General features: G+C 65.4%; 21 protein-coding genes and 1 tRNA gene. 14 read left to right on the forward strand and 8 right to left on the reverse strand.

The features are described from left to right. Window positions 1–168 precede the first annotated feature (168 nt). Complete coding sequence (locus DYI24_RS01590; RefSeq protein WP_164571006.1) at window positions 169–2,106, forward strand: acyltransferase family protein; 1,938 nt, start codon at window positions 169–171, stop codon at window positions 2,104–2,106. A gap of 278 nt (window positions 2,107–2,384) precedes the next feature. On the opposite strand, the gene DYI24_RS01595 is transcribed toward DYI24_RS01590, so the two are convergent. Next, window positions 2,385–2,459 (reverse strand) — tRNA-Gly (locus DYI24_RS01595). Window positions 2,460–2,772: 313 nt separating this feature from the next. On the opposite strand from DYI24_RS01595, the gene trxA reads away from it, so the two are divergent. The 3 genes from trxA to DYI24_RS01610 all read left to right on the forward strand — a co-directional run bounded on the left by trxA (window position 2,773) and on the right by DYI24_RS01610 (window position 4,682). After that, the gene (gene trxA, locus DYI24_RS01600; RefSeq protein WP_107342516.1) at window positions 2,773–3,690 is read left to right on the forward strand and encodes a thioredoxin; all 918 of its coding nucleotides are present in this window, start codon (window positions 2,773–2,775) and stop codon (window positions 3,688–3,690) included. Between the two features lie 26 nt (window positions 3,691–3,716). Next, entirely contained in the window at window positions 3,717–4,394 is a 678-nt protein-coding gene (locus DYI24_RS01605; RefSeq protein WP_107342517.1) for an LON peptidase substrate-binding domain-containing protein, read from the forward strand. Window positions 4,395–4,484: 90 nt separating this feature from the next. After that, window positions 4,485–4,682 carry a Trm112 family protein gene (locus DYI24_RS01610; protein WP_107342518.1) on the forward strand — a complete coding sequence of 66 codons (198 nt, stop codon included), beginning with the start codon at window positions 4,485–4,487 and terminating at the stop codon, window positions 4,680–4,682. Here the strand turns inward: DYI24_RS01610 and DYI24_RS01615 are convergent. After that, complete coding sequence (locus DYI24_RS01615; RefSeq protein WP_164571007.1) at window positions 4,679–5,212, reverse strand: DinB family protein; 534 nt, start codon at window positions 5,210–5,212, stop codon at window positions 4,679–4,681. The two genes, DYI24_RS01610 and DYI24_RS01615, sit on opposite strands and share 4 nt — an antisense overlap. A gap of 129 nt (window positions 5,213–5,341) precedes the next feature. Beyond that, complete coding sequence (locus DYI24_RS01620; RefSeq protein WP_283810828.1) at window positions 5,342–6,703, reverse strand: ubiquinone biosynthesis hydroxylase; 1,362 nt, start codon at window positions 6,701–6,703, stop codon at window positions 5,342–5,344. Window positions 6,704–6,800: 97 nt separating this feature from the next. Here DYI24_RS01620 and tesB point away from each other — a divergent pair, with 97 nt between their 5' ends. The 5 genes from tesB (at window position 6,801) to DYI24_RS01645 (ending at window position 11,734) form a co-directional block, all read left to right on the forward strand. Next, window positions 6,801–7,676: an acyl-CoA thioesterase II gene (tesB, locus tag DYI24_RS01625; RefSeq protein ID WP_107342521.1), complete on the forward strand. Its 876-nt coding sequence runs from the start codon at window positions 6,801–6,803 to the stop codon at window positions 7,674–7,676. A 184-nt stretch (window positions 7,677–7,860) separates the two neighbouring features. Further along, window positions 7,861–8,199 (forward strand): P-II family nitrogen regulator, encoded by a 339-nt coding sequence (locus DYI24_RS01630; protein ID WP_011155840.1) that lies wholly within the window; start codon window positions 7,861–7,863, stop codon window positions 8,197–8,199. A 75-nt stretch (window positions 8,200–8,274) separates the two neighbouring features. Then, window positions 8,275–9,606 (forward strand): ammonium transporter, encoded by a 1,332-nt coding sequence (locus DYI24_RS01635; protein ID WP_164571009.1) that lies wholly within the window; start codon window positions 8,275–8,277, stop codon window positions 9,604–9,606. Window positions 9,607–9,915: 309 nt separating this feature from the next. Continuing rightward, on the forward strand, window positions 9,916–10,254 hold the full coding sequence (locus DYI24_RS01640; protein WP_011155842.1) for a P-II family nitrogen regulator: 339 nt from the start codon (window positions 9,916–9,918) through the stop codon (window positions 10,252–10,254). Window positions 10,255–10,291: 37 nt separating this feature from the next. Then, window positions 10,292–11,734 (forward strand): ammonium transporter, encoded by a 1,443-nt coding sequence (locus DYI24_RS01645; RefSeq protein WP_164571010.1) that lies wholly within the window; start codon window positions 10,292–10,294, stop codon window positions 11,732–11,734. Between the two features lie 154 nt (window positions 11,735–11,888). Here the strand turns inward: DYI24_RS01645 and DYI24_RS01650 are convergent, their stop codons facing one another. Both DYI24_RS01650 and DYI24_RS01655 read right to left on the reverse strand, forming a co-directional pair. Further along, window positions 11,889–12,296, reverse strand: coding sequence for a type II toxin-antitoxin system VapC family toxin (locus tag DYI24_RS01650; RefSeq protein ID WP_164571011.1), 408 nt, complete (start codon window positions 12,294–12,296; stop codon window positions 11,889–11,891). Window positions 12,297–12,299: 3 nt separating this feature from the next. Continuing rightward, window positions 12,300–12,533, reverse strand: coding sequence for an AbrB/MazE/SpoVT family DNA-binding domain-containing protein (locus DYI24_RS01655; RefSeq protein WP_164571012.1), 234 nt, complete (start codon window positions 12,531–12,533; stop codon window positions 12,300–12,302). 162 nt (window positions 12,534–12,695) lie between these two features. On the opposite strand from DYI24_RS01655, the gene DYI24_RS01660 reads away from it, so the two are divergent. From DYI24_RS01660 to DYI24_RS01675, 4 genes are all read left to right on the forward strand, one after another. Further along, the gene (locus DYI24_RS01660; RefSeq protein WP_164571013.1) at window positions 12,696–13,913 is read left to right on the forward strand and encodes an aminotransferase class I/II-fold pyridoxal phosphate-dependent enzyme; all 1,218 of its coding nucleotides are present in this window, start codon (window positions 12,696–12,698) and stop codon (window positions 13,911–13,913) included. Window positions 13,914–13,926: 13 nt separating this feature from the next. Then, on the forward strand, window positions 13,927–16,398 hold the full coding sequence (locus DYI24_RS01665) for a DNA translocase FtsK (protein WP_164571014.1): 2,472 nt from the start codon (window positions 13,927–13,929) through the stop codon (window positions 16,396–16,398). 17 nt (window positions 16,399–16,415) lie between these two features. After that, complete coding sequence (locus DYI24_RS01670; RefSeq protein WP_164571015.1) at window positions 16,416–17,360, forward strand: outer membrane lipoprotein carrier protein LolA; 945 nt, start codon at window positions 16,416–16,418, stop codon at window positions 17,358–17,360. Window positions 17,361–17,565: 205 nt separating this feature from the next. Beyond that, window positions 17,566–18,378, forward strand: a complete 813-nt coding sequence (locus DYI24_RS01675; protein ID WP_164571016.1) for an exodeoxyribonuclease III — start codon at window positions 17,566–17,568, stop codon at window positions 18,376–18,378. A 60-nt stretch (window positions 18,379–18,438) separates the two neighbouring features. On the opposite strand, the gene DYI24_RS01680 is transcribed toward DYI24_RS01675, so the two are convergent. Both DYI24_RS01680 and DYI24_RS01685 read right to left on the reverse strand, forming a co-directional pair. After that, window positions 18,439–18,888, reverse strand: coding sequence for a cyclic nucleotide-binding domain-containing protein (locus DYI24_RS01680; RefSeq protein WP_107342529.1), 450 nt, complete (start codon window positions 18,886–18,888; stop codon window positions 18,439–18,441). A gap of 39 nt (window positions 18,889–18,927) precedes the next feature. After that, window positions 18,928–19,614, reverse strand: a complete 687-nt coding sequence (locus DYI24_RS01685; protein ID WP_011155851.1) for a response regulator transcription factor — start codon at window positions 19,612–19,614, stop codon at window positions 18,928–18,930. Between the two features lie 164 nt (window positions 19,615–19,778). Here DYI24_RS01685 and DYI24_RS01690 point away from each other — a divergent pair, with 164 nt between their 5' ends. Continuing rightward, window positions 19,779–20,348, forward strand: coding sequence for a L,D-transpeptidase family protein (locus DYI24_RS01690; RefSeq protein ID WP_164571017.1), 570 nt, complete (start codon window positions 19,779–19,781; stop codon window positions 20,346–20,348). A 73-nt stretch (window positions 20,349–20,421) separates the two neighbouring features. Here DYI24_RS01690 and DYI24_RS01695 read toward each other — a convergent pair whose 3' ends face one another. Continuing rightward, a complete protein-coding gene (locus tag DYI24_RS01695; RefSeq protein WP_164571018.1) occupies window positions 20,422–21,081 on the reverse strand; it encodes a YggS family pyridoxal phosphate-dependent enzyme in 660 nt (219 codons plus the stop codon). Between the last annotated feature and the right edge of the window lie 238 nt (window positions 21,082–21,319).

Below are 21,319 nucleotides of genomic sequence, written 5' to 3' on the forward strand. Positions count from 1 at the left end.
GCACGGCGGTGCCGCATGCGCGACATGCGATACGGTCGCAACCTGGCACGACCGTAACTTGACAGTGCGGGAGGGCTTCGCGATGACGCGCTGTTTGCATCCCTGCGTGTTGACGGAGCCCGCAGCGTCCAATTCGCTCTTCTTGCCTCGCCAGGACCACGATTCCCGATGAGACCGGCCTATCGCAGCGATATCGATGGCCTGCGCGCGATCGCAGTGCTGCTGGTGGTTGGGTTCCACGCCTTTCCGGCGGAGGTCCGTGGCGGCTTCATCGGCGTCGACGTCTTCTTCGTCATCTCGGGCTTCCTGATCACGTCGATCATCTGCCAGGCGCTCGACCGCGGCGACTTCAGCTTCGCGACGTTCTACGCCCGCCGCATCAACCGCATCTTCCCGGCACTGCTGCTGGTGCTGGCGGCCTGCGCGATCGGCGGCTGGTTCCTGCTGTTTCCCGTCGATTATCGCGACGCCGGCAAGGCGATCGGGTTCGGCGCAGCATTCCTCGCCAACATCGCGCTGCTGAATGACGCCGGCTACTTCGACACCGCCTCCGAGCTGAACCCGCTGCTGCATCTGTGGTCGCTCGGCGTCGAGGAGCAGTTCTATCTGCTGTGGCCGCCGGTGATTATTCTAGCTTGGCGCTGGAAGAACGGCGCCGTGGTGGCTGCGGTGGTGATCCTGCTGGCTTCGTTTGTCACCAATCTGCTGCTGACACCGGCTCATCAATCAGCCGCGTTCTATCTGCCGGTGACGCGGTTCTGGGAGCTGATGACCGGCTGCCTTCTGGCGATCGCCACCGCGAACCCCGCGGCGCCATTTGCGCAGCACGCCGTCACGCTGCGCAACATCGGGGCGATCGCCGGTCTCGCGCTGATTGCTGCCGGTGCTGCCTTGATCGACCGCAGCCGCGCTTTTCCGGGCTGGTGGGCGATGCTGCCGGTGCTCGGCGCCGCGCTGCTGATCGGCACAGGCCCTAGCACCTGGGTCGGGCGGTGGCTGCTCGGCAATCGCGCCATGGTCTATGTCGGGCTGATCAGCTACCCGCTGTATCTGTGGCATTGGCCGGTGCTGGCCGCGATCCGAATCGTGCGGCTCGGCGAGGAGCCGCCGCCGCTGATGAAGCTGATCGCGGTCGTGGTGGCGTTTGGGCTCGCCGATTTCACTTACCGGTTCGTCGAGCCGAAGATCCGCTATCGGCCGACCCGCGCCAAGACCGCCGCCGCTTTCGCCGGCGTCGCGCTGGTTGGGCTTCTCGGTGCAGGTATCTACTTGGCGAGCGGCTTTCCGACACGCTTCAGCCCCAGCGTGCAGATCGTCACCCGCGATCACCAGGCCGAGGCGATGCCGGCGTATCGGCTGAAGAGCTGCTTCCTTGGCTCGGGCTCGACCTTCGCACGCGAGTGCGATGACGCCGCATTGCCCGGTGTGCCGAGAATCACACTGTGGGGCGATTCCCACGCCGCGCATCTCTATCCTGGGCTGCGCGCCTTGCAGGAGAGCGGGGGCGGCTTCGTGCTGTCGCAATACACCACGGCGGGGTGTCCGCCGATCTTCGGCTACGTCAGCGTTCAAACACCGGGCTGCACCGCCGCCAACGCCAATGCACGCGAGCGGCTGAACGCGATCAAGCCTGACACGGTGATCCTGGTGGCGCGGCAGTGGCACGATTACGACGGCGCCGACCGCGATCCCGCGGCGATTGACGCGATGATCAAGGCGACGCTCGCTGAACTGCGCAGCATCGGCATCCGGCGGATCGTCGTGGTGGGGAAATTTCCGAGCTGGCGAACACCGCCGAAGCGGATTTTGGCGCAGGCCTACCGGTCCGAGGCCGCCGGCCTGATGTCCGCATCCGAGATCCCGGCGCGCGACCGCCCGCCCCGGCTGGATCGCTCGGAAGCCGAAGCCAATGAACAACTGCGCGCTTTCTTCGCCGCGCAAGGCGTCGAGTTCATTTCGCCAACGCCGGTCTATTGCAACGATCAGGGCTGTCTGCTCGCCGTTCCCGGCAGCGGCACGCCGGTGACGTTCGACGGCAGCCACCTGACGATCGCGTCGTCGGAGTTCTTCGTCAGGCAGATCGCGAAAGAGCTGCTCGGCCGCTAGTCTAATCCTCAGGCCGGCAGGACCGCCGCGCAGGCGCGGCCCGCGACATCGGCCGCCGACGGATCGCGCGTCACTACCCCGATCCCGACCGCCAACGATGCAGCGGGCTCCGCGCGGTGTCATCCCGTGCGGGGCCCGATCTCGTTGCGGCGATCTAAGGTTCAGGCGAGCGTCGAGCGAATCAGAAGTCTGCCCGGCGCATTGCACGCACGAACAACTGCCGTCACGACAAGTGGATCAATAGACTGGAAAAGCAATCGCCTAGTCTGGCGGATCTCTGGAGCGGGCGAAGGGATTCGAACCCTCGACCCCAACCTTGGCAAGGTTGTGCTCTACCCCTGAGCTACACCCGCATCCGAGAAACGGCGCGCCGTGGGCACGACCGTGGGCAGTCGTATGCCAAATGCCGCGAGCGATTGCAACAGCCGTTCGACATTTCATGTGCCGGCTTTTTGCGGATCGATGACCGCCTGAGAGATTTTGCCTCAAATGCGACCGAGCGCGCGGGGTGCCGCGCCGGCAGCCACCGCATAAACTCGATCCGGCCGGGGCTCGCTGGCGAACGCCGGTGGAGCATCGGTTCCCGTTGCAAATTGAACTTCTGGCGCCATCTAGAGCGGGGGCCGTGCTAAAACGGCGAACCCGACGGACAACAGCGAGGACGACGTGACGATTTTGGAGCAGGGCAGCGGTGCGGCGCCTCAGGCCGCCGATCTGATCAAGGACACCACGACCCAGACCTTCGTCCGCGATGTGATCGAGGAATCCAAGCGCCAGCCGGTTCTGATCGACTTCTGGGCGCAGTGGTGCGGTCCGTGCAAACAGCTCACCCCGATCCTGGAAAAGGCGGTTCGGGCCGCGAACGGCAAGGTCAAGCTGGTCAAGATGAACATCGACGAGCATCCGTCGATTCCCGGCCAGATGGGCATCCAGTCGATTCCGGCCGTGATCGCCTTCGTCGACGGCCGCCCGGCCGACGGCTTCATGGGCGCGGTGCCGGAGAGCCAGGTCAACGCCTTCATCGAGAAACTGACCGCCGGCATGCCGGGCGGTGCGCCGACCGCCGCCGAGCTGCTGCAGGAAGCCGAAGCGGTGCTGGCGGAGGGTGATGTCCAGACCGCGGCCTCGATCTATGCCGAAGTGCTGCGGGCCGACGGCACCAATATCCAGGCGATCGCCGGACTGGCCCGCTGCTATATGCAGACCGGCGCTACCGAACAGGCCAAGAAGACGCTCGGGCTGGTGCCCGAGGCCAAGCGCGAGGATGCCTCCGTCAAGGCCGTGCAGGCGATGATCGATCTTGCCGAACAGGCACAGTCGCTCGGCCCGATTGCCGAGCTCGAACAGAAGGTCGCGGCCGATCCGCTCGACCATCAGGCGCGATTTGATCTGGCGATCGCGCTGAATGCCGCCGACCGGCGCGAGGATGCGACCACGCATCTGCTAGACATCGTCAAGCGCGACCGTAAATGGAACGACGACGGCGCCCGCAAACAGTTGGTGCAGTTCTTCGACGCCTGGGGACCGACCGACGACGCCACCGTCGAAGGCCGCAAGCGGCTGTCGACTATTCTGTTCTCGTAATCGAAATTCAAAGCGCGGAGCCGGCGATGCCGATCAATGCCGCCTATCGCGGGCCAGCCGATCTTCCCGAAGTGATTCCGGTGTTTCCGCTTGCGGGAGCGCTGCTGCTGCCGCGCGGCCAGATGCCGCTGAATATCTTCGAGCCACGCTATCTGGCGATGATCGACGATGCGCTGCGCGACGGCCATCGGCTGATCGGCATGATTCAGCCGGATACGGCGCATTCGTCCGAGACCGCCGAGAAGCCGTCGCTGTTCAACGTCGGCTGCGTCGGGCGAATCACCCAGCTCGCCGAATCCGGTGATGGCCGCTACATCCTCGAACTGACCGGCGTCTCGCGCTTCAAGGTGGTCGAGGAGCTGGAGGTGCTGACGCCGTACCGGCAGTGCAAGGTCGACTATTTCCCGTTCGTCGACGATTTTACCGCTCGCAAGGGCGAGGATGAGGTCGATCGGGAGACCCTGCTGTCGGTACTGACCGACTTTCTCAAGGCCAACAACCTCAAGGTCGATTGGGACGGCGTCGAAAGCGCGCCGAACGAAGCCCTGGTCAACGCACTGGCGATGATGTCGCCCTATGGGCCGGCGGAGAAGCAGGCGCTCTTAGAGGCGCCCGACCTCAAGACCCGCGCCGAAATCCTGATCGCCGTCACCGAGATGGACCTCGCCAAGAAGCGCACCAGCGGCGACCCGCCGCTGCAGTGACGACACAGCAATTTGCGCGGGCGCGTTGACGGCGCCGCGCTGCTGTCCGATCAAGCCTGATGCCAGCCCGTTGTTCTGGAGCCTGAAGCTATGACCATTTCGCCGTCCGAGCGGCCCGACACCGTCGACCGCAAGCTGCTCGACATCCTGGTCTGTCCGGTCACCAAGGGACCGCTTGAGTTCGATGCCGCCCGCCAGGAGCTGATCTCGCGAGGCGCCAAGCTGGCCTACCCGATCCGAGACGGTATTCCGATCATGCTTCCGGAGGAGGCACGTCGACTCGATTAACGACCCGCCGCGAGTGCGGCGAGATCCGGCGCCGTCACCCCGCGCTGAAATGCCAGCAGATCCAGCGTCGGCGGCTCGGCTCCGGTCAGGATCGACAGGCAGGCGTGTGCTTGGCCACGGTGGTGCGTCTGGTGATTGAAGACGTGACTGAGAATCTCGGCGCGCGGCTGATGGAAGGATTTGCCTGAGGTCGTCGCGTAATCGACCATTCCGGCCAACGCGGCAGCGTCGTGGCCGTCGATCATCTCGATAATGCGTTGGTCCTCCGCGGCACGCGCCTCAGCCAGCGCACGAAGATCTTCGAACAAGATCTCATCGAGGCGGGTTGGCGCCTCGCCCTCGCCGGTCAGTCGCTTCAGCCAGATTCGGTCGGCCACCAGCACATGATTCAGCGTGCCGTGCAGGCTGCCGAAGAACACACCGACGCTGCGGGGGTAGACGTCATCGGGCAGTGCCAACGCGGCCTGATAGAGCCGGGCGTTGGCCCAGCGGTTGTAAGCCGCGAATTGTGCGAAATGGCGTCCATCCATGCCACGGTTTCCTTCGGCGGGACTGTAGCCACGAGGCTGGTGCGGCACGGCTGAGATATTTCAGCTTTTTGCAACGCGCGAAGGGCGCCGCGCGGCCGAGCCGTCGGGTGACCTGAGCCGGGCGCCGCGTTACAGCGCCTCGCCCTTCAGCAGCCGCGGCGTCTCGCCGGTGAGGCCGGCGGCTTGGCGGATGAAGGCGCCCTTCAGAGGCGGCAGCCGGTCGACCAGACCGAGGCCGATGTCGCGAATCCCGCGCAGCAGCGGCGAGTTGTTGGAAAACAGGAAGTTGAGCCCGTTGGTGGCGACGCCCATCGCCATGGTGTCGAACCGCCGCCAGCGCTGATAGCCCTCCAACACGTCGACCTGACCGGGATCGATTCCGAGCCGCGCCGCATCGACCACCACCTCGGCCAGAGCCGCGACGTCGCGCAGGCCCATATTGAGGCCCTGCCCGGCGATCGGATGGATCACATGCGCAGCGTCGCCGATCAGCGCGAGCCGCGGCGCGATGAACGACTGCGCGACGAAATAGCCGAGCGGAAACGATTTCGGCTTGTCGAGCGGCTTGACGTCGCCGAGCCGCAACCCGAACCGCTTTTCCAGCTCGCGCTGGAATTCCTTCTCGGGCAGCGCGACGATCCGCTCGGCATCGCGGCGGCTCTCGCTCCACACCAGCGACGAGCGCCGGCCGGTGAGCGGCAGGATCGCGAACGGACCGGCGGGCAGGAAGTGTTCTTCGGCGCAGCCATTGTGGTCGCGCTCGTGCTCGACCGTGACGACGATGCCCGACTGGTCGTAATCCCAGCCATAGGTGGCGATGCCGGCACGCTGGCGCAGTCTCGACTTGGCGCCGTCGGCGGCGACCAGCAGGCTGGCATCGATCACGCTGCCGTCGCCGAGCGTGACGCCGATCGCTTCGGTGCGGGCGTCGTAGGAGGTGACCGGGGTGGCGCGCAGCTCGACGCCTTCGGCCTCGGCGCGCTTGGCCAGCGCCTCGACCAGATATTTGTTTTCGACCATGTGGGCGAACGGCTCGCCGGGCTGCACTTCGCCCGCGAACGTCAGGAACACCGGCCTGGTCGCATCTTCGAGATGGCTGTCGGTGACGATCATGTCGACGATCGGCTGGGCGGTCGGCGCCACCTCGTCCCAAACTCCGAGCGCCTCGAACAGCCGCCGGCACGCCGCGACGATCGCGGTGGCGCGCGGGTCGCGGCTCGGTCGCAGCGCGAGCTCCGGATCGGCGACGATCACCGGCACCTCGGGCCCGAGCCCCTGGCGCAGCGCCAGCGCCAGCGCCAAGCCGGCGAACGCCCCGCCCCCAATCACAATGCTTCGCGGTGCCGTCATATTTCTCACTCTCGCGCCATGATCCTTGCGCCCGGATCGGAGCTGGGCGAAACAGGTTTCAAGGACCAACCCGCTGTTGCTGGGGCGGTTTCTAACAGACAACGCCGGCGGTGGGAAATCACCTGCATGGCCGCGCGGCATTCCGCCCTGGTCGCTGTTGCGACGGGCCAACTTGTTGTTTCGACGCTTTGTTGCGCGTTGTCCCGCCTCGCACGAACGCCCAGAAGGAGCTCGACCGGTGTCCAAGAGCCTGATCGATCTGATCTCGATTCTCGATCTCGAACCGCTCGAGGTGAATCTGTTCCGCGGCACCAGCCCGAAGACCAGCTGGCAGCGGGTGTTCGGCGGCCAGGTGATCGGCCAGGCGATGGTCGCCGGCTGCCGCACCGTCGAGAACCGGCTGCCGCATTCGCTGCATTGCTACTTCATCCTGCCGGGCGACCCGCAGGTGCCGATCATCTACCAGGTCGAGCGGCTGCGCGACGGCCGCAGCTACACCACCCGCCGGGTCACGGCGATCCAGCACGGCAACGCGATCTTCTCGCTGATGATGTCGTTCCACGACGACGAGCCGACCAATTTCGACCACCAGGACAAGATGCCCGACGTGCCGCCGCCCGAAGCGCTGTCGGCCGAGGAGATCATCAAGCAGCCGTTCTTCAAAGAGATGCCGGACTTCATCAAGCGCTATTACGAGAGCGACCGGCCGATCGAGCTGCGCCCGGTCGAGCTGTCGCGCTATTTCGGCCAGAAGATCGACGACGGCCGCATCCACGTCTGGATCAAGACGGCCGCCAAGCTGCCGGACGATCCGGCGCTGCACATGTGCGCGCTGGCCTACGCGTCGGACTTCTCGCTGCTGGACGCGGTGATGGCACGCTACGGCCGCACCCTGTTCGACAAGCGGATGATGCCGGCGAGCCTCGACCACGCGATGTGGTTTCACCGCCCGTTCCGCGCCGACGAATGGCTGCTGTACGCCCAGGACTCGCCGTCGGCGCAAGGCGGCCGCGGCCTGACCCGCGGCCAGATCTTCAAGACCGACGGCACCCTGGTGGCCTCCGTCGCCCAGGAAGGCTCGGTGCGCGAACGCCGCGAGGCGCCCAAGGGCTGACCGCCGCTCCGGCGCGGCCGGCCCCTCAGCTGCCAGCAATGACGACCTCGGGCACCTAGCCTTCTCGCTGAGCAGTCAATCAGCTTATTTTCTGCGCGCCTTGCCGCTAAACCCGGCATATACACGGGACCGGAGCACCGCCGCGGCGGTGTCAAAAGGCTTTGCGCGAATGAGGGGCTAACGCATGAAACTGGTCGTCGCCATCATCAAACCTTTCAAGCTGGACGAGGTCCGCCAGGCGCTGACCGAGATCGGCGTTCACGGCATGACCGTCACCGAGGTCAAGGGCTACGGCCGCCAGCGCGGCCATACCGAGATCTATCGCGGTGCCGAGTACATCGTGAATTTCCTGCCCAAGCTGCGGATCGAGATTGCGGTCGATTCCGCGCTCGCCGACAAGGCGGTCGAAGTGATCACCCGCGGCGCCCGCACCGGCCAAATCGGTGACGGCAAGATCTTCGTCACGCCGATCGACCGCGCGCTGCGGATCCGCACCGGCGAGACCGACGTCGACGCGCTGTAAGCCGGCCTTCGACAGCCACTTCCCAACCCCGCGGAGCCGGGGGGCGCCGCGCACAGTTCCAACAGGACGGGCATCATGACCTTGTTGCTACGCCGCGCGGCGTCGGCCGCGACGGGCTACATCCTTGCAACATTCGGCCTTGCGGCAGCCGGGGTGACGCCGGCGCTGGCGCAAGGGACGGCCACGGCAGCGCCGGGTATCAGCCCGGCCGACACCGCCTGGATGACGGTCGCGACCGCCTTCGTGCTGATGATGACCATCCCCGGTCTGGCGCTGTTTTACTCCGGCATGGTGCGCAAGAAGAACGTGCTGGCCACGATGGCCCAGAGCCTCGCGGCCGTGGCGTTGATTTCGATCCTGTGGGTGGCGTTCGGCTATTCGCTCGCCTTCACCGGCAGCGGCAGCCTGATCGGCTCGTTCGACCGGATCTTCCTGGCCGGCATGACCATGGACAGCGTCAACCCGGCGGCCAAGACCATCCCGGAAGCGCTGTTCATGCTCTACCAGATGACGTTCGCGGTCATCACGGTAGCCCTGGTCGCCGGCTCGGTCGCCGACCGGATGCGGTTTTCCGCCTATCTGTTGTTCTCGATCGGCTGGTTCATCTTCGTCTATGTGCCGCTGGCGCATTGGATCTGGGGCGGCGGCTTCCTGGGCGCGATGGGCGTGCTCGATTTCGCCGGCGGCCTGGTGGTGCATTTGTCGGCCGGCACAGGCGGCCTGGTGGCGGCGATCGTGATCGGCCGCCGCCACGGCTACGGCATGGAAAACCTGTCGCCGTTCGACCTGTCGCTCGCCGTCATCGGCACCGGCCTGTTGTGGGTCGGCTGGTTCGGCTTCAATGGCGGCTCCGCCCTGGCGGCGGATTCCCGCGCGGTGTTCGCCATCACCGCCACCCACCTCGCCGCCTGCTCGGGCGCGCTGACCTGGGGTGCGATCGAATGGATGGCGCGGCGCAAGCCGTCGGTGCTCGGCATGATCTCCGGCGCCGTCGCTGGTCTCGGCACCATCACGCCGGCGTCGGGCTATGTCGAACCCTGGCATGGCGTGGTGATCGGTATCGTCGCCGGCCTGATCTGCTACTGGGCCTGCACCTGGCTGAAGCACAAGCTGCGCTACGACGACTCGCTCGACGTATTCGGCGTCCACGGCATCGGCGGTCTCACCGGGACTTTCCTGGCCGGCATCTTCGCCACCGCCTCGATCGGCGGCGTCTCAGGCGCGCTCGAGGGCTCTTGGATGCAGCCGCTGACCCAGCTTGCCGGTATCCTGGTCACCTTCGTCTGGTCCGGCGTGGCCACCTATGTGCTGCTGAAGGCTGTCAGCCTGTTCGTGGCGCTCCGCGTCTCCCGCGAGCACGAGATCGAAGGCCTGGATATTTCGCAGCATGGCGAGGCGCTGCAGTAAGCCAGCGCCCGACTTTAGACTAAGCGTTATGCCCTTCGGTTGGGCAATCATTGTGTCCGCAAGCTGGCATGCCTGATTTTTGATCAGGCATGCCCACCTGTTGAGCGCGACCGAATAGCGCAGCTGGTGCTCCAGTGCCGCACCGCGAAAAAGGCGCTGATTCCGAAACGATTCCAAAGCCCCGCCCGACTGGCACGGCATTTGATTCTAAGGGGCCGGCTGTGCCCGCGTAGTGATGCTCCGCGTGGGGATTTTCAGTCGAGATCATTTCCCGGCCAGTTCGGTCGGGACCTAGCGGGGATAGGACCCATGAAAATTGTTATGGCGATCATTAAGCCATTCAAACTCGAAGAAGTCCGTGACGCCCTGACCGCCATCGGCGTTCACGGTTTGACGGTGACGGAAGTGAAGGGATACGGCCGCCAGAAAGGCCACACGGAGATCTACCGCGGCGCTGAATACGCGGTGAGCTTCCTGCCCAAGATCAAGATCGAGGTCGCGATCGCCAACGAGCAGGTCGAGAAGACCATCGAGGCGATCACCAGCGCCGCCAAGACCGGCCAGATCGGCGACGGCAAGATCTTCGTCATCGGCCTCGACCACGCCGTGCGCATCCGCACCGGCGAGGCCGACGCGGCCGCCCTCTGATCCCCTCACCTTCATTGCTTCACTCAGGAGACGACAAATGACGTTCAAACGTCCCTACGGCGCGGGACTGGCGGTCCTTGCGGCCGGCATGTTCGCCGCAACCGCGGCCTACGCCGAGCCAACGGTCAACAAGGGCGACAACGCCTGGATGCTCACCTCGACGGTGCTGGTGCTGTTGATGACCATCCCGGGCCTGGCGCTGTTCTACGGCGGTCTGGTCCGCTCCAAGAACATGCTCTCGGTGCTGGCGCAGGTGTTCTACACCGTGTGTATCGCCTGCATCATCTGGGCGCTGTACGGCTACAGCCTCGCCTTCACCGGCGGTTCGGACTTCATCGGCGGCTTCTCCAAGGCGTTCCTCGCCGGCGTGACCACCGACTCCAAGGCCGCGACCTTCTCGGTCGACGCCAACATCTCGGAGCTGGTGTACGTCTGCTTCCAGATGACCTTCTGCGCGATCACTCCCGCGCTGATCGTCGGCGCCTTCGCTGAACGCACCCGGTTCGCCGCCGTGGCGCTGTTCATCCCGCTGTGGATCACCCTGATCTACCTGCCGATGGCCCACATGGTCTGGTACTGGGCCGGTCCGGACGCGATCAACGACGCCGCCAAGGCGCTCGCTGCCGCTGCCGACGAAGCCGCCAAGACCGCCGCGCAGGCCAAGCTCGACGAAATCAACGCCGACGCCGGATTCCTGTTCAAGAAGGGCGCGATCGACTTCGCGGGCGGCACCGTGGTGCACATCAACGCCGGTATCGCCGGTCTGGTGGGCGCCCTGCTGGTCGGCCGTCGCACCGGTTACGGCAAGGAGCTGATGGCTCCGCACTCGCTGACCATGACCATGACCGGCGCCTCGCTGCTCTGGGTCGGCTGGTTCGGCTTCAACGCCGGTTCGAACCTCGAAGCTTCGGGCGGCGCTGCGCTCGCCATGACCAACTCCTTCGTCGCAACTGCGGCGGCGGCGCTGTCGTGGATGTTCGCCGAGTGGATCTTCAAGGGTCATCCGTCGGTGCTCGGTGCGCTGTCGGGCGCCGTCGCCGGTCTGGTCGCGGTCACTCCGGCCGCCGGCTTCTCCGGCCCGATGGGCGCGATCGTGCTCGGCCTGGTGGTCGGCGTGGTCTGCCTGTTCTTCTGCACCGTGGTGAAGAACGCGCTGAAGTATGACGACTCGCTCGACGTGTTCGGCGTCCACGCGGTCGGCGGCATCGTCGGCGCGATCGGCACCGGCATCCTGGTGAACCCGGCTCTCGGCGGCACCGGCGTGTACGACTACGTGGCCGGCAAGGTCGGCGACTACGACATGACCACCCAGCTGATCTCGCAGTGCTGGGGCGTCGGCACCACCGTGCTGCTGTCCGGCATCGGCTCGGCGATCCTCTACAAGGTCGTCGACGTGATCGTCGGTCTGCGGGCCCCGGTGGAAGTCGAACGCGAAGGCCTCGACCTCGTCGAGCACACCGAGCGCGCTTACAACATGTAAGTTCTCCCGAGGGCGCGGCGTTCTCCAGACCGCCGCGCCCAGACCTACGGTTCGGGCAACTACCCGGCAATGTCCGAACCGTCGAGGGGTCCCAGCGCAAGCTGGGACCCCTTTCTTTATGGCGCGCGGCGACGCGTCGACTGCGCCAAGGCGATTAGTGGCCGTCCGGAACGATCAGCTCGACGGTGGGAAAGTACGCGCGGTAGTGGCGGGTATCGCGCGTCAACAGCGGCAGCTGCGCGTTCGCGGCATGTGCCCCGATAAAGAAATCTGGCAAGACGCCAGTCCTCACTCCGCCCGCGCGCCGATATTGGACAAACGCCTTCCCGGCAAGAAACAGAGCTTCGCGCGGGATCGGCACAGTCTGAACTCCGAGAGTCCTCAAGCCAGCTTCGATAGTCTCGAGTTTCTGAAAACTGGCGGAGACCTCCGCGAAGATCACATCGTTGATCAGCAACGGTCCACGGCTCGCGGCCTCGCGCAATTTGGTCAGGGACCATCCTGACCAAATGGGATCATCGGTGAAGAAGTCGATCAGCACATTGGAGTCGACCAGCGTCACAGCTCAATCGTCGCCGCGTAGCAGGTTCATCAACTCATCGCTCGACAGCCCGGCATCGGCCGACCCGCGCGCCTTGCTCCAATCGCTCTCTAGGCGGGACGGATGGGCCTTCTCAACGACGACACGACCATTCGCGGCCCGCTTGAAGTCGACCTCGCCGCCAGGACCAACCCCGAGCGTTTCGAGGATGTCCTGCGGGATCGTCACTTGGCCCTTGCCGGTGATCTTGCTCGCCATACCGACCTCCGCCTGCTCGCGAGGCACTCCCATAATCTAGGCACGCCGCCCCCAACCGTCGATGGTTAATCGCGTCTTAACCTCGCCGTATCTATGGTGGCTGATCTGTTTCCGCTCGATCCACCACGGCGATCGGGTGCGGTGAAAACTGGCGTATTTCGAATGGCTTTGTCCGCTTCCACCACACCGGCGCGTGCGGCCGGCAGCGTCGACGCTACCGGGCAGAGCGAGCGCTCGCCGTTCGCCCGGCTGACCGAACTGTATCAGCCGGGCCAAAGCCTGATCAATCTGTCGGTCGGGGAACCGCAGCATCCGGTCCCGGATTTCGTCGGCGCCGTGCTGGCGCGGCATACCACCGAGTTCGGCCGCTATCCGCTGGCCAAAGGCATCGAGCCGTTCCGCAAAGCCGCATCCGCCTGGCTGACCAAGCGCTTTGCGCTCGGTCGCGCGCCTGATCCCGAAACCGAAATATTGGTGCTGAACGGCAGCCGCGAAGGGTTGTTCCTCGCTGCGATCGCTGCCGCGCGCTACGTGCCGAAGCGCGACGGCACGCCGGCGATCCTGATGCCCAACCCGTTCTATCCGGCCTATGCGGCCGGCGCGCGCGCCGCCGGCTGCGAGGCAGTATTCCTTCCAACCACACTCGCCAACGGCTTCCTGCCGAATCTCGATCGGCTCGACGAGGCCACGCTGAAACGCACGGTGGCGATCTATCTGGCTTCGCCGGCGAACCCGCAAGGCTCGGTCGCCTCGCGCGATTACTTCGTGCGTCTGAAGCAGCTCGCCGATCGCTATGGCTTCATGATCCTCAGCGACGAGTGCTACTCGGAGATCTACACCCAGATCGCGCCCGGCAGCGCGCTGCAGGTCGCAGGTCCCGACTTCCGCAACGTCGTCGTGTTCCAATCGCTGTCGAAGCGATCGAATTTGGCCGGCATGCGGGTCGGCTTCGTCGCCGGCGATAAGGACTTTCTCAAAGCCTATCACGAGCTGCGCAACGTCGCGGGTCCGCAGGTGCCGATCCCGCTGCAGCATGTCGCGGTCGCCGCATATTCGGATGAAGCGCATGTCGAGGAGAACCGGCGGCTGTATGGGCTGAAGTTCGATCTCGCCGATCAGATCCTCGGCGCCCGTTACGGTTATCAGCGGCCCGCCGGCGGCTTCTGCCTGTGGCTCGACGTGTCCGCTCATGGCGGCGACGAGGCTGCGGCGGTGAGCCTGTTCAAGGACGGCGGCGTCCGCGTGGTGCCGGGCAGCTATCTGGCCCGGCAGCAGAACGACGGCAGCAATCCAGGCGCCGGCTATATCCGCGTCGCGATGGTGCAGGACAGCGAAACCACCGCAGAGGCGCTGCATCGCCTGGTGCGGATTCTCGGATGATGCGCAGGGCCCCATGAGCATGCCGGCGATCGAACGAGCCTTTCCTCTGGTCGGACACCTGCCGCCCTCGGTGCGCGAGGTGCTGACGCGGCGGCTGCGCGAGCTCGCCGGCTTCGGCCTGATCGCGATCGCGGCGGTGGCGGCGGCTGCGCTCGCGACCTGGTCGGTGCAGGACCCCAGCCTCAGCCACGCCACCTCGCGGCGCATCCATAATCTGCTCGGCTATCCCGGCGCGATCGGTGCCGATCTGGCGATGCAGATCCTCGGCCTCGGTGCGATCGGACTGTTGATGCCGGTCGCGGTGTGGGGCTGGCGGATGCTCAATCACCGCCCCTTCGACCGCACCGCGTTGCGGATGGGCGCGTGGTTCCTGTGCACGATCTTCGCCGCCGGCTTCGCCTCGTCGTTTCCGCATGACACCGCGTGGCCGCTGCCGACCGGGCTCGGCGGCGTGGTCGGCGACGCGCTGGTGCGGGCGCCGTCGCTGGTGTTCGGTCCCGGCCTGATCTTCCGCGTCATCCTCAGCTTCATCCTCGGCGCAGCGGTGCTGGCGACATTCCTGATCGCAGGCGGTTTCGGATCGCGTGAGCGCGAACCCGACGAGGCAACGTCCGATGAGGATCTGCCGCTCGAAGACGAAGAAGAATCCGACCGCGGCTCGGTGTCGCTCGGCTGGCTGGTGCACGCGATGCTGAGTGCAAAGGCCCGGCTGTGGCGGCTGGCGAAGCTGTCCTATCAGGGCCTCGTCAGCAGTGCACCCGCGGCCGGCAAGCAGGGTTTTGAACGGCAGGAGCCGCGGCTCGGCGGCCGCTCCGCGCCGCCGATCGCCCCGGACGTCGATCACCACGACGACTACGAACCCGAGCCGGTCGACGAGATCGAAGACGAGGACGACGAAGAGGAGGAAGCTCCTCCGGTCGCCCGCGCGCCGCGCAAGAAGGCGGCGCCGAAGCCGGCCGCCAAGAAGGCGCGGTTCGACCTGCCCTCGGTTAACGTTCTATCTGCCCCGAAGGCCTCGGATCGGCAGCCGCTAAGCAAGTCCGAGCTCGAAGCCAATTCGCGCGCGCTGGAAGGCGTGCTGCAGGACTTCGGCGTGCGCGGCGAGATCATCAAGGCGAGCCCGGGCCCGGTGGTCACGCTGTACGAGCTGGAGCCGGCCCCCGGCATCAAATCGTCGCGCGTGATCGGCCTTGCCGACGATATCGCCCGCTCGATGAGCGCGCTGTCGGCGCGCGTCGCGGTGGTGCCCGGCCGCAACGCGATCGGCATCGAACTGCCCAACGCGCATCGCGAGAAGGTGTATCTGCGCGAACTGCTCAGCGTGAAGGACACCAACGAGACGGTGCACAAGCTGCCGCTGTGCCTCGGCAAGAACATCGGCGGCGAGTCGATCATCGTCGACCTCGCCCGAATGCCGCATCTGCTGATCGCAGGTACCACCGGCTCGGGTAAGTCGGTCGCGATCAACACCATGATCCTCAGCTTGGTGTACCGGCTGCGGCCGGATCAGTGCCGGCTGATCATGGTCGACCCGAAGATGCTCGAACTCTCCGTCTATGACGGCATCCCGCATCTGCTGACGCCCGTCGTCACCGATCCGAAGAAGGCGGTGGTGGCGCTGAAGTGGGCGGTGCGCGAGATGGAAGAGCGCTACAAGCGCATGGCCAAGCTCGGCGTCCGCAACATCGACGGCTACAACACCCGCCTCGGCGAAGCCAAAGCCAAGGGCGAGGAGCTAACCCGGACGGTGCATACCGGCTTCGACAAGGAAACCGGCAAAGCGATCTACGAGGAAGAGAAGCTCGACCTCGAACCGCTGCCCTACATCGTCATCATCGTCGACGAAATGGCCGACCTGATGATGGTGGCCGGCAAGGATATCGAAGGCGCGGTGCAGCGCCTTGCCCAGATGGCGCGCGCCGCCGGTCTGCACGTAATCCTCGCTACGCAGCGCCCGTCGGTCGACGTCATCACCGGCACCATCAAGGCCAACTTCCCGACCCGCATTTCCTTCCAGGTGACGTCGAAGATCGACAGCCGCACCATCCTGGGCGAGATGGGCGCCGAGCAGCTGCTCGGCCAGGGCGACATGCTGTACATGGCGGGCGGCGGCCGCATCAGCCGCGTCCACGGCCCGTTCGTCTCCGACGAAGAAGTCGAGAAGGTCGTCAAACACCTCAAGGCGCAGGGCGCGCCCGAGTATCTCGAGGCGGTCACGGCCGAAGAGCCGAGCGAAGAAGACGGCGCGGTGTTCGACGCCACCGGCATGGGCGGCGACGGCGGCGGCGATCTGTTCCAGCAGGCGGTGGCGATCGTCAAACGCGACCGCAAGGCCTCGACCAGCTATATTCAGCGCCGGCTGCAGATCGGCTACAACCGCGCCGCGTCGCTGATGGAGCGGATGGAGCTCGAAGGCATCGTCGGCCAAGCCAACCACGCTGGCAAACGTGAGATCCTGGTGGCGGAAGAGGATTCGAACTTTTGAAGCGCGCGATCAGGGTCATGCAGGCGGCCGGGGCGGGGTCGCGAAATCGCCACAGCGCCCCTGTAGCGGCAGACCGGCACCGCGACGACGCCGTCGCGGCCGTGCAGGACATGAGCTTGATCAAACAATTCAACGACTTGATGCCGAATTGGGCGACCGGGATCGGGCTGCGGCAGCTTTGCGTCGCCGCCGCTGCGGCCACCCTCGTCAGCGCCGCAGTCCAGCCGGCGACCGCCGAGCCGGTGCCGGCTCCGAAGCCGTCCCCGCGCGCGACCCAGCTCAGTGCCGCCGAGCCGAAGCAACGCTCGCCGCAAGCTCCCACCCAGCCGCCGGTCGCAAAGCTGACCACGCCGCCCGAGCCGGTGATTCCCGATCCGCGGCGCAACGTCCCGGCATCCATTTTCACCACCTTCGATGCCGCTCAAAAGGCGGAGGCCGCCAAGGCCAGCGCGTATCTGTCGTCGCTCCAGACATTGGTCGGCCAGTTCGTTCAGGTCGGGCCGGACGGCAGCAAGCTCACCGGCGATTTCTACATCATGAAACCCGGCCGGGTGCGGTTCGAGTATGACGACCCGAGTCCGATCTCGATGATCGCCGACGGCCAGTCGGTGGTGGTGCGTGATCGCAAGCTCGCGACCCAGGACGTCTATCCGCTGTCGCAGACGCCACTACGCTATCTGCTCAGCGACCGGCTCGATCTGCTACGCGACACCAACGTCGTCAGCATCACTTCCGACGACCTGTACTCGAACATCATCATCGAAGAGAAGAACGCCGTTATCGGCACCAGCCGCTTGCTGCTGATGTTCGGCACCAAGGACGGCCAGCTCAAGCAATGGACCGTCACCGACCCGCAGGGCTACGACACCACCGTGGCGGTGTACAATCTCGACACCACGAGGCGCCCTGATCCGTCGATGTTCAAGATCGACTACACCAATTACGGCACTCCACCGGGCTAGGGACTTTCCATCGGGCCGTTCTCGATGGTCGCTGCGCAGACAGTGGATGCGCGGGTCGAGCCCGCGCATGACGCGTAGGTGAAAGCGCGGCCTGAATGCTCGGCCGGTTGTTCACACCGTCGACTTGCGTCCGACCTCATGCCGCGCAACAACGATGCGTCATACGTCTTTCGGCGCCGTCCTGCCCTCCTGCGACCGAGCTCCCATGCGTCTCACGCTTACGACTTGGAACATCAACTCGGTGCGGCTTCGCATCGAGCTGGTGGCGAAATTCCTCAAGGCCCAGCGCCCGGACATCCTGTGCCTGCAGGAGACGAAGTGTCCGGACGACGCGTTTCCGCTGAAGCGGTTTAAGCGCCTCGGCTACGAACACATCGCGCTGAACGGACAGAAGGGCTACCACGGCGTCGCGGTGATTTCGAAGCTGCCGTTTGTCGCCACCGACATCCGCACCTTCTGCGACATCATCGACAGCCGCCACATCTCGGTTTCGGTGAAGACCGACGAGACCGCACCGCCGCTGGTGCTGCACAATTTCTATGTTCCGGCTGGCGGTGATATTCCCGATCCGGCCGTCAATCCGAAGTTCAAGCACAAGCTGTCGTTTCTCGACGAGATGAAAGCCTGCGAGCCGCTGCATCCGTCCGGCGATCAGCGACACATCCTGGTCGGCGACCTCAACGTCGCGCCGCACGAGCATGACGTCTGGTCGCACAAACAGCTTTTGAAAGTCGTGTCGCACACGCCGGTCGAATGCGAGAAGCTGCTCGGGGTGCTGCGCGCCGGCAACTGGGTCGACGTCGCGCGCGACCGCATCCCGCTCGATCAGAAGGTCTATACGTGGTGGAGCTATCGGGCTGCCGATTGGACGGTCGGCGACCGTGGACGGCGGCTCGACCACATCTGGGTGTCGGAAGCGTTGAAGGACCGTGTCATCGACTTCAAGATCCTGCGCGACGCGCGCAGCTGGGAGCGGCCGAGCGACCATGTCCCGGTGACGATGACGATGGAGCTGTAGTTAGTTGGTTCGGCCCGTGGTCGTCGCGCGCCCCCTGCAATCCAGTTCGCAGCGAAGTCGCTACGACGTCAGCTTGCTGCCGACCATGACGATGTCATTGGCAACCTGAGTGGTACGGGCGGCGAATTCGTCGCGAAGCCGCAGCGCTGCGCCGGGATCGCTTTCGAGCACCCGCTGAAACAGGCTGCGGGCGATCCGGATCGCCGAGGAATATTCCAGCGCCACCGCGGTGGTCGGCCGCCGCATCGGCATCACCAGAGCGAGTTCGCCGATCAGGTCGCCCGGCCGCGCCACCATCTCGTGCAGGCCACCGTCTTCCATCGTGATCTGAAACGCGCCGCGCTGAACCACATAGCCGGCGTCGGCCGGCTCGCCGGCATTGAACATCACGTCGCCGCGCGCGAAGTCGCGCTGCTCGGAGCCGATCGCCAGCATCCGCAGCGCCTGCTCGCCGAGCAGACGCAGCGTCGGAACGCGCGCGAGCAGGGCAACATCATCTTCGATCGACATGCGGGACCGGGAAACGAGTGAATCGGCCCCTTATTGGTATCACGGCACGAGTTTGTAGCCACCGGCCTCGGTGACCAGAATCTCCGGATTCGCCGCGTCACGCTCGATCTTTTGGCGGAGCCGGTAGATGTGGGTCTCGAGCGTGTGGGTGGTGACACCGGAATTGTAGCCCCACACCTCCTGCAGCAAGGTCTCGCGCGACACCGGCGCCTGACCGGCGCGGTACAGGAAGCGGAGGATCGCGGTTTCCTTCTCAGTCAGCCGGACCTTCTTGGCGTTGGCGCCGGTCAGCATCTTCGAGCCGGGGCGGAACGAATACGGCCCGACCGTGAACACCGCGTCCTCGCTGGCTTCATGCTGGCGAAGCTGGGCGCGGATCCTCGCCAGCAGCACCGCGAAGCGGAATGGCTTGGCCACATAGTCATTGGCGCCACTTTCCAGGCCCAGAATGGTGTCGGAGTCGGTGTCGTGGCCGGTCAGCATGATGATCGGCGCCTTGAAACCGCCCTTGCGCAGAGAGCGCACCACTTCGCGGCCGTCTGTGTCGGGCAGGCCGACATCCATCAGCACCAGATCGGGCGACAGCGCTTTGGCCGTCTGCACGCCCTTGGCACCGGTATCGACCGCGGATGCCTCGAACTCTTCGTGCAGCGACAGCTGCTCGACCAGCGCGTCGCGCAGATCATTGTCGTCGTCCACGATCAGGATCTTGCGGGCGTTCGGCATCGGCGCTGTCCTTCCGTCGTCTGGCGGCGCGGCTCTCGTGGGGGCGCGCACGCAAATCACGCGCGATTGTATCGCAGATCAGCAGATAGGGAGCGATTCCGCGGAATTTAACTGCGGCGACCTAAATTTGCCGCCATGATGCCTGCAGCAAACCTTCCGGACGCATGAAAAAGACAGCCAGATCAGCACCTTCGCGAAAATCGCCGCAGACCGGGCCACTGCTTCGGCTGATCGTGCGCAGGGCTGCCGGCGAGCGCAGCCGCGGCTGGCTGGTCGCTGGTGGGCTGACCATCCCGGTGGCGCTCGGTCGCGGCGGCATTCTAGCCAATAAGCGCGAAGGCGACGGCGGCACCCCGCGCGGCACGTTTCGGCCACTGCGGCTATGGTGGCGTGCCGACCGGGGCCCACGCCCCCGCACCCATCTGCCGATCCGCATCATCGGTCCTGACGATGCCTGGTGCGAAGACCCGCAAAGCCGGCACTACAACCGGCCGATCCACCGGTCACCGGCCGGCGAAGGCGACCGTCTGATGCGTGACGATCATCTCTACGACCTGATCGTCGAGATCGACCACAACACCCGGCCACGCGTCGCGGGCCGCGGCAGCGCGGTGTTTCTGCATCTGGCCCGCGATAATTTCGGCCCCACCGCCGGCTGTGTGGCAATGACCCGGCCGAACCTCACCCGCCTGCTGGCCCGGCTCGGCCCCAACACGAAGATCGTGATCGGGTAGCCGAGGTTTCCTGCCGTTATCTGCGCAGAGCGCGGGAGCTTCGATCTGATCGAGGCACCTCGCCTTCGCCGGTTCAGCGATGTCCGAAGATCGCCGACCCTACCCGGACGTGGGTGGCACCGAACTGGATCGCGGTGGCGAAGTCGGCGCTCATCCCCATCGACAGCTTGGCAAGTCCATTGCGCTTGGCGATCTTCGCGCACAGCGCGAAATGTGGTGCCGGAGCTTCATCGACTGGCGGGATGCACATCAGTCCGCCGATCGTCAGCCCCCAACGCTCACGGCACGCGACCAGAAAGGCATCGGCATCCTGCGGTGCAATGCCGGCCTTTTGCGGCTCTTCCCCGGTGTTGATCTGCACGAACAACTCGACCTTGCGTCCGGCCTGCGGCAGCACCTTGCTCAGGGCTTCGCACAGGCTGTCGCGGTCAACCGAGTGGATCGCATCGAACAGCGCAACCGCGTCCTTGGCCTTGTTGGACTGCAGCGGTCCGATCAGGTGCAGTTCGGTGCCGCGATACTCTTCGACCAGCGCTGGCCACTTGCCCTTGGCTTCCTGGACACGATTTTCACCGAACACCCGCTGGCCGGCCGACAGCACCGGGCGGATCGCGTCCGCTTCGAAGGTCTTCGACACCGCGATCAGCGTCACCTCGCTGCGCTCACGCCGTGCATCCTTGCAAGCATTGACGATTTCGGCCTCGACCGCAGCCAGATTATCGGCGGCGCTCATCGGCTTGAAGCTCCAGATGACAGTGGGCGTCGGGTGAAAGGCGACCTTGGCGGCGCGCTCAACGCTGCGAGTTTGTGCACGGTTCCGGCTTCGCTCAAATTGTAATGAATCGAGGAAAGGCTTCTTGAAGCCTTCCACCTAGGATGATTGCGGGGGGTCGAGGGGCAACGATGTCACGCATCGCAATCGTCCGCAAGAAAGCCAAACTGAGGGCCTTGCTCGGCATCCGGGCCAGACT

This window comes from Rhodopseudomonas sp. BR0C11 (genome assembly GCF_010820945.1).
Classification (GTDB): domain Bacteria; phylum Pseudomonadota; class Alphaproteobacteria; order Rhizobiales; family Xanthobacteraceae; genus Rhodopseudomonas; species Rhodopseudomonas palustris_H.

Coding starts and splice junctions, on each gene's coding strand:
- DYI24_RS01590 (WP_164571006.1), top strand. CDS start 169: ATGAGACCGGCCTATCGCAGCGATATCGATGGCCTGCGCGCGATCGCA.
- DYI24_RS01605 (WP_107342517.1), top strand. CDS start 3,717: ATGCCGATCAATGCCGCCTATCGCGGGCCAGCCGATCTTCCCGAAGTG.
- DYI24_RS01610 (WP_107342518.1), top strand. CDS start 4,485: ATGACCATTTCGCCGTCCGAGCGGCCCGACACCGTCGACCGCAAGCTG.
- DYI24_RS01615 (WP_164571007.1), bottom strand. CDS start 5,212: ATGGATGGACGCCATTTCGCACAATTCGCGGCTTACAACCGCTGGGCC.
- DYI24_RS01620 (WP_283810828.1), bottom strand. CDS start 6,703: ATGCCGCGCGGCCATGCAGGTGATTTCCCACCGCCGGCGTTGTCTGTT.
- DYI24_RS01630 (WP_011155840.1), top strand. CDS start 7,861: ATGAAACTGGTCGTCGCCATCATCAAACCTTTCAAGCTGGACGAGGTC.
- DYI24_RS01635 (WP_164571009.1), top strand. CDS start 8,275: ATGACCTTGTTGCTACGCCGCGCGGCGTCGGCCGCGACGGGCTACATC.
- DYI24_RS01640 (WP_011155842.1), top strand. CDS start 9,916: ATGAAAATTGTTATGGCGATCATTAAGCCATTCAAACTCGAAGAAGTC.
- DYI24_RS01645 (WP_164571010.1), top strand. CDS start 10,292: ATGACGTTCAAACGTCCCTACGGCGCGGGACTGGCGGTCCTTGCGGCC.
- DYI24_RS01655 (WP_164571012.1), bottom strand. CDS start 12,533: ATGGCGAGCAAGATCACCGGCAAGGGCCAAGTGACGATCCCGCAGGAC.
- DYI24_RS01660 (WP_164571013.1), top strand. CDS start 12,696: ATGGCTTTGTCCGCTTCCACCACACCGGCGCGTGCGGCCGGCAGCGTC.
- DYI24_RS01665 (WP_164571014.1), top strand. CDS start 13,927: ATGAGCATGCCGGCGATCGAACGAGCCTTTCCTCTGGTCGGACACCTG.
- DYI24_RS01670 (WP_164571015.1), top strand. CDS start 16,416: ATGCAGGCGGCCGGGGCGGGGTCGCGAAATCGCCACAGCGCCCCTGTA.
- DYI24_RS01675 (WP_164571016.1), top strand. CDS start 17,566: ATGCGTCTCACGCTTACGACTTGGAACATCAACTCGGTGCGGCTTCGC.
- DYI24_RS01680 (WP_107342529.1), bottom strand. CDS start 18,888: ATGTCGATCGAAGATGATGTTGCCCTGCTCGCGCGCGTTCCGACGCTG.
- DYI24_RS01685 (WP_011155851.1), bottom strand. CDS start 19,614: ATGCCGAACGCCCGCAAGATCCTGATCGTGGACGACGACAATGATCTG.
- DYI24_RS01690 (WP_164571017.1), top strand. CDS start 19,779: ATGAAAAAGACAGCCAGATCAGCACCTTCGCGAAAATCGCCGCAGACC.
- DYI24_RS01695 (WP_164571018.1), bottom strand. CDS start 21,081: ATGAGCGCCGCCGATAATCTGGCTGCGGTCGAGGCCGAAATCGTCAAT.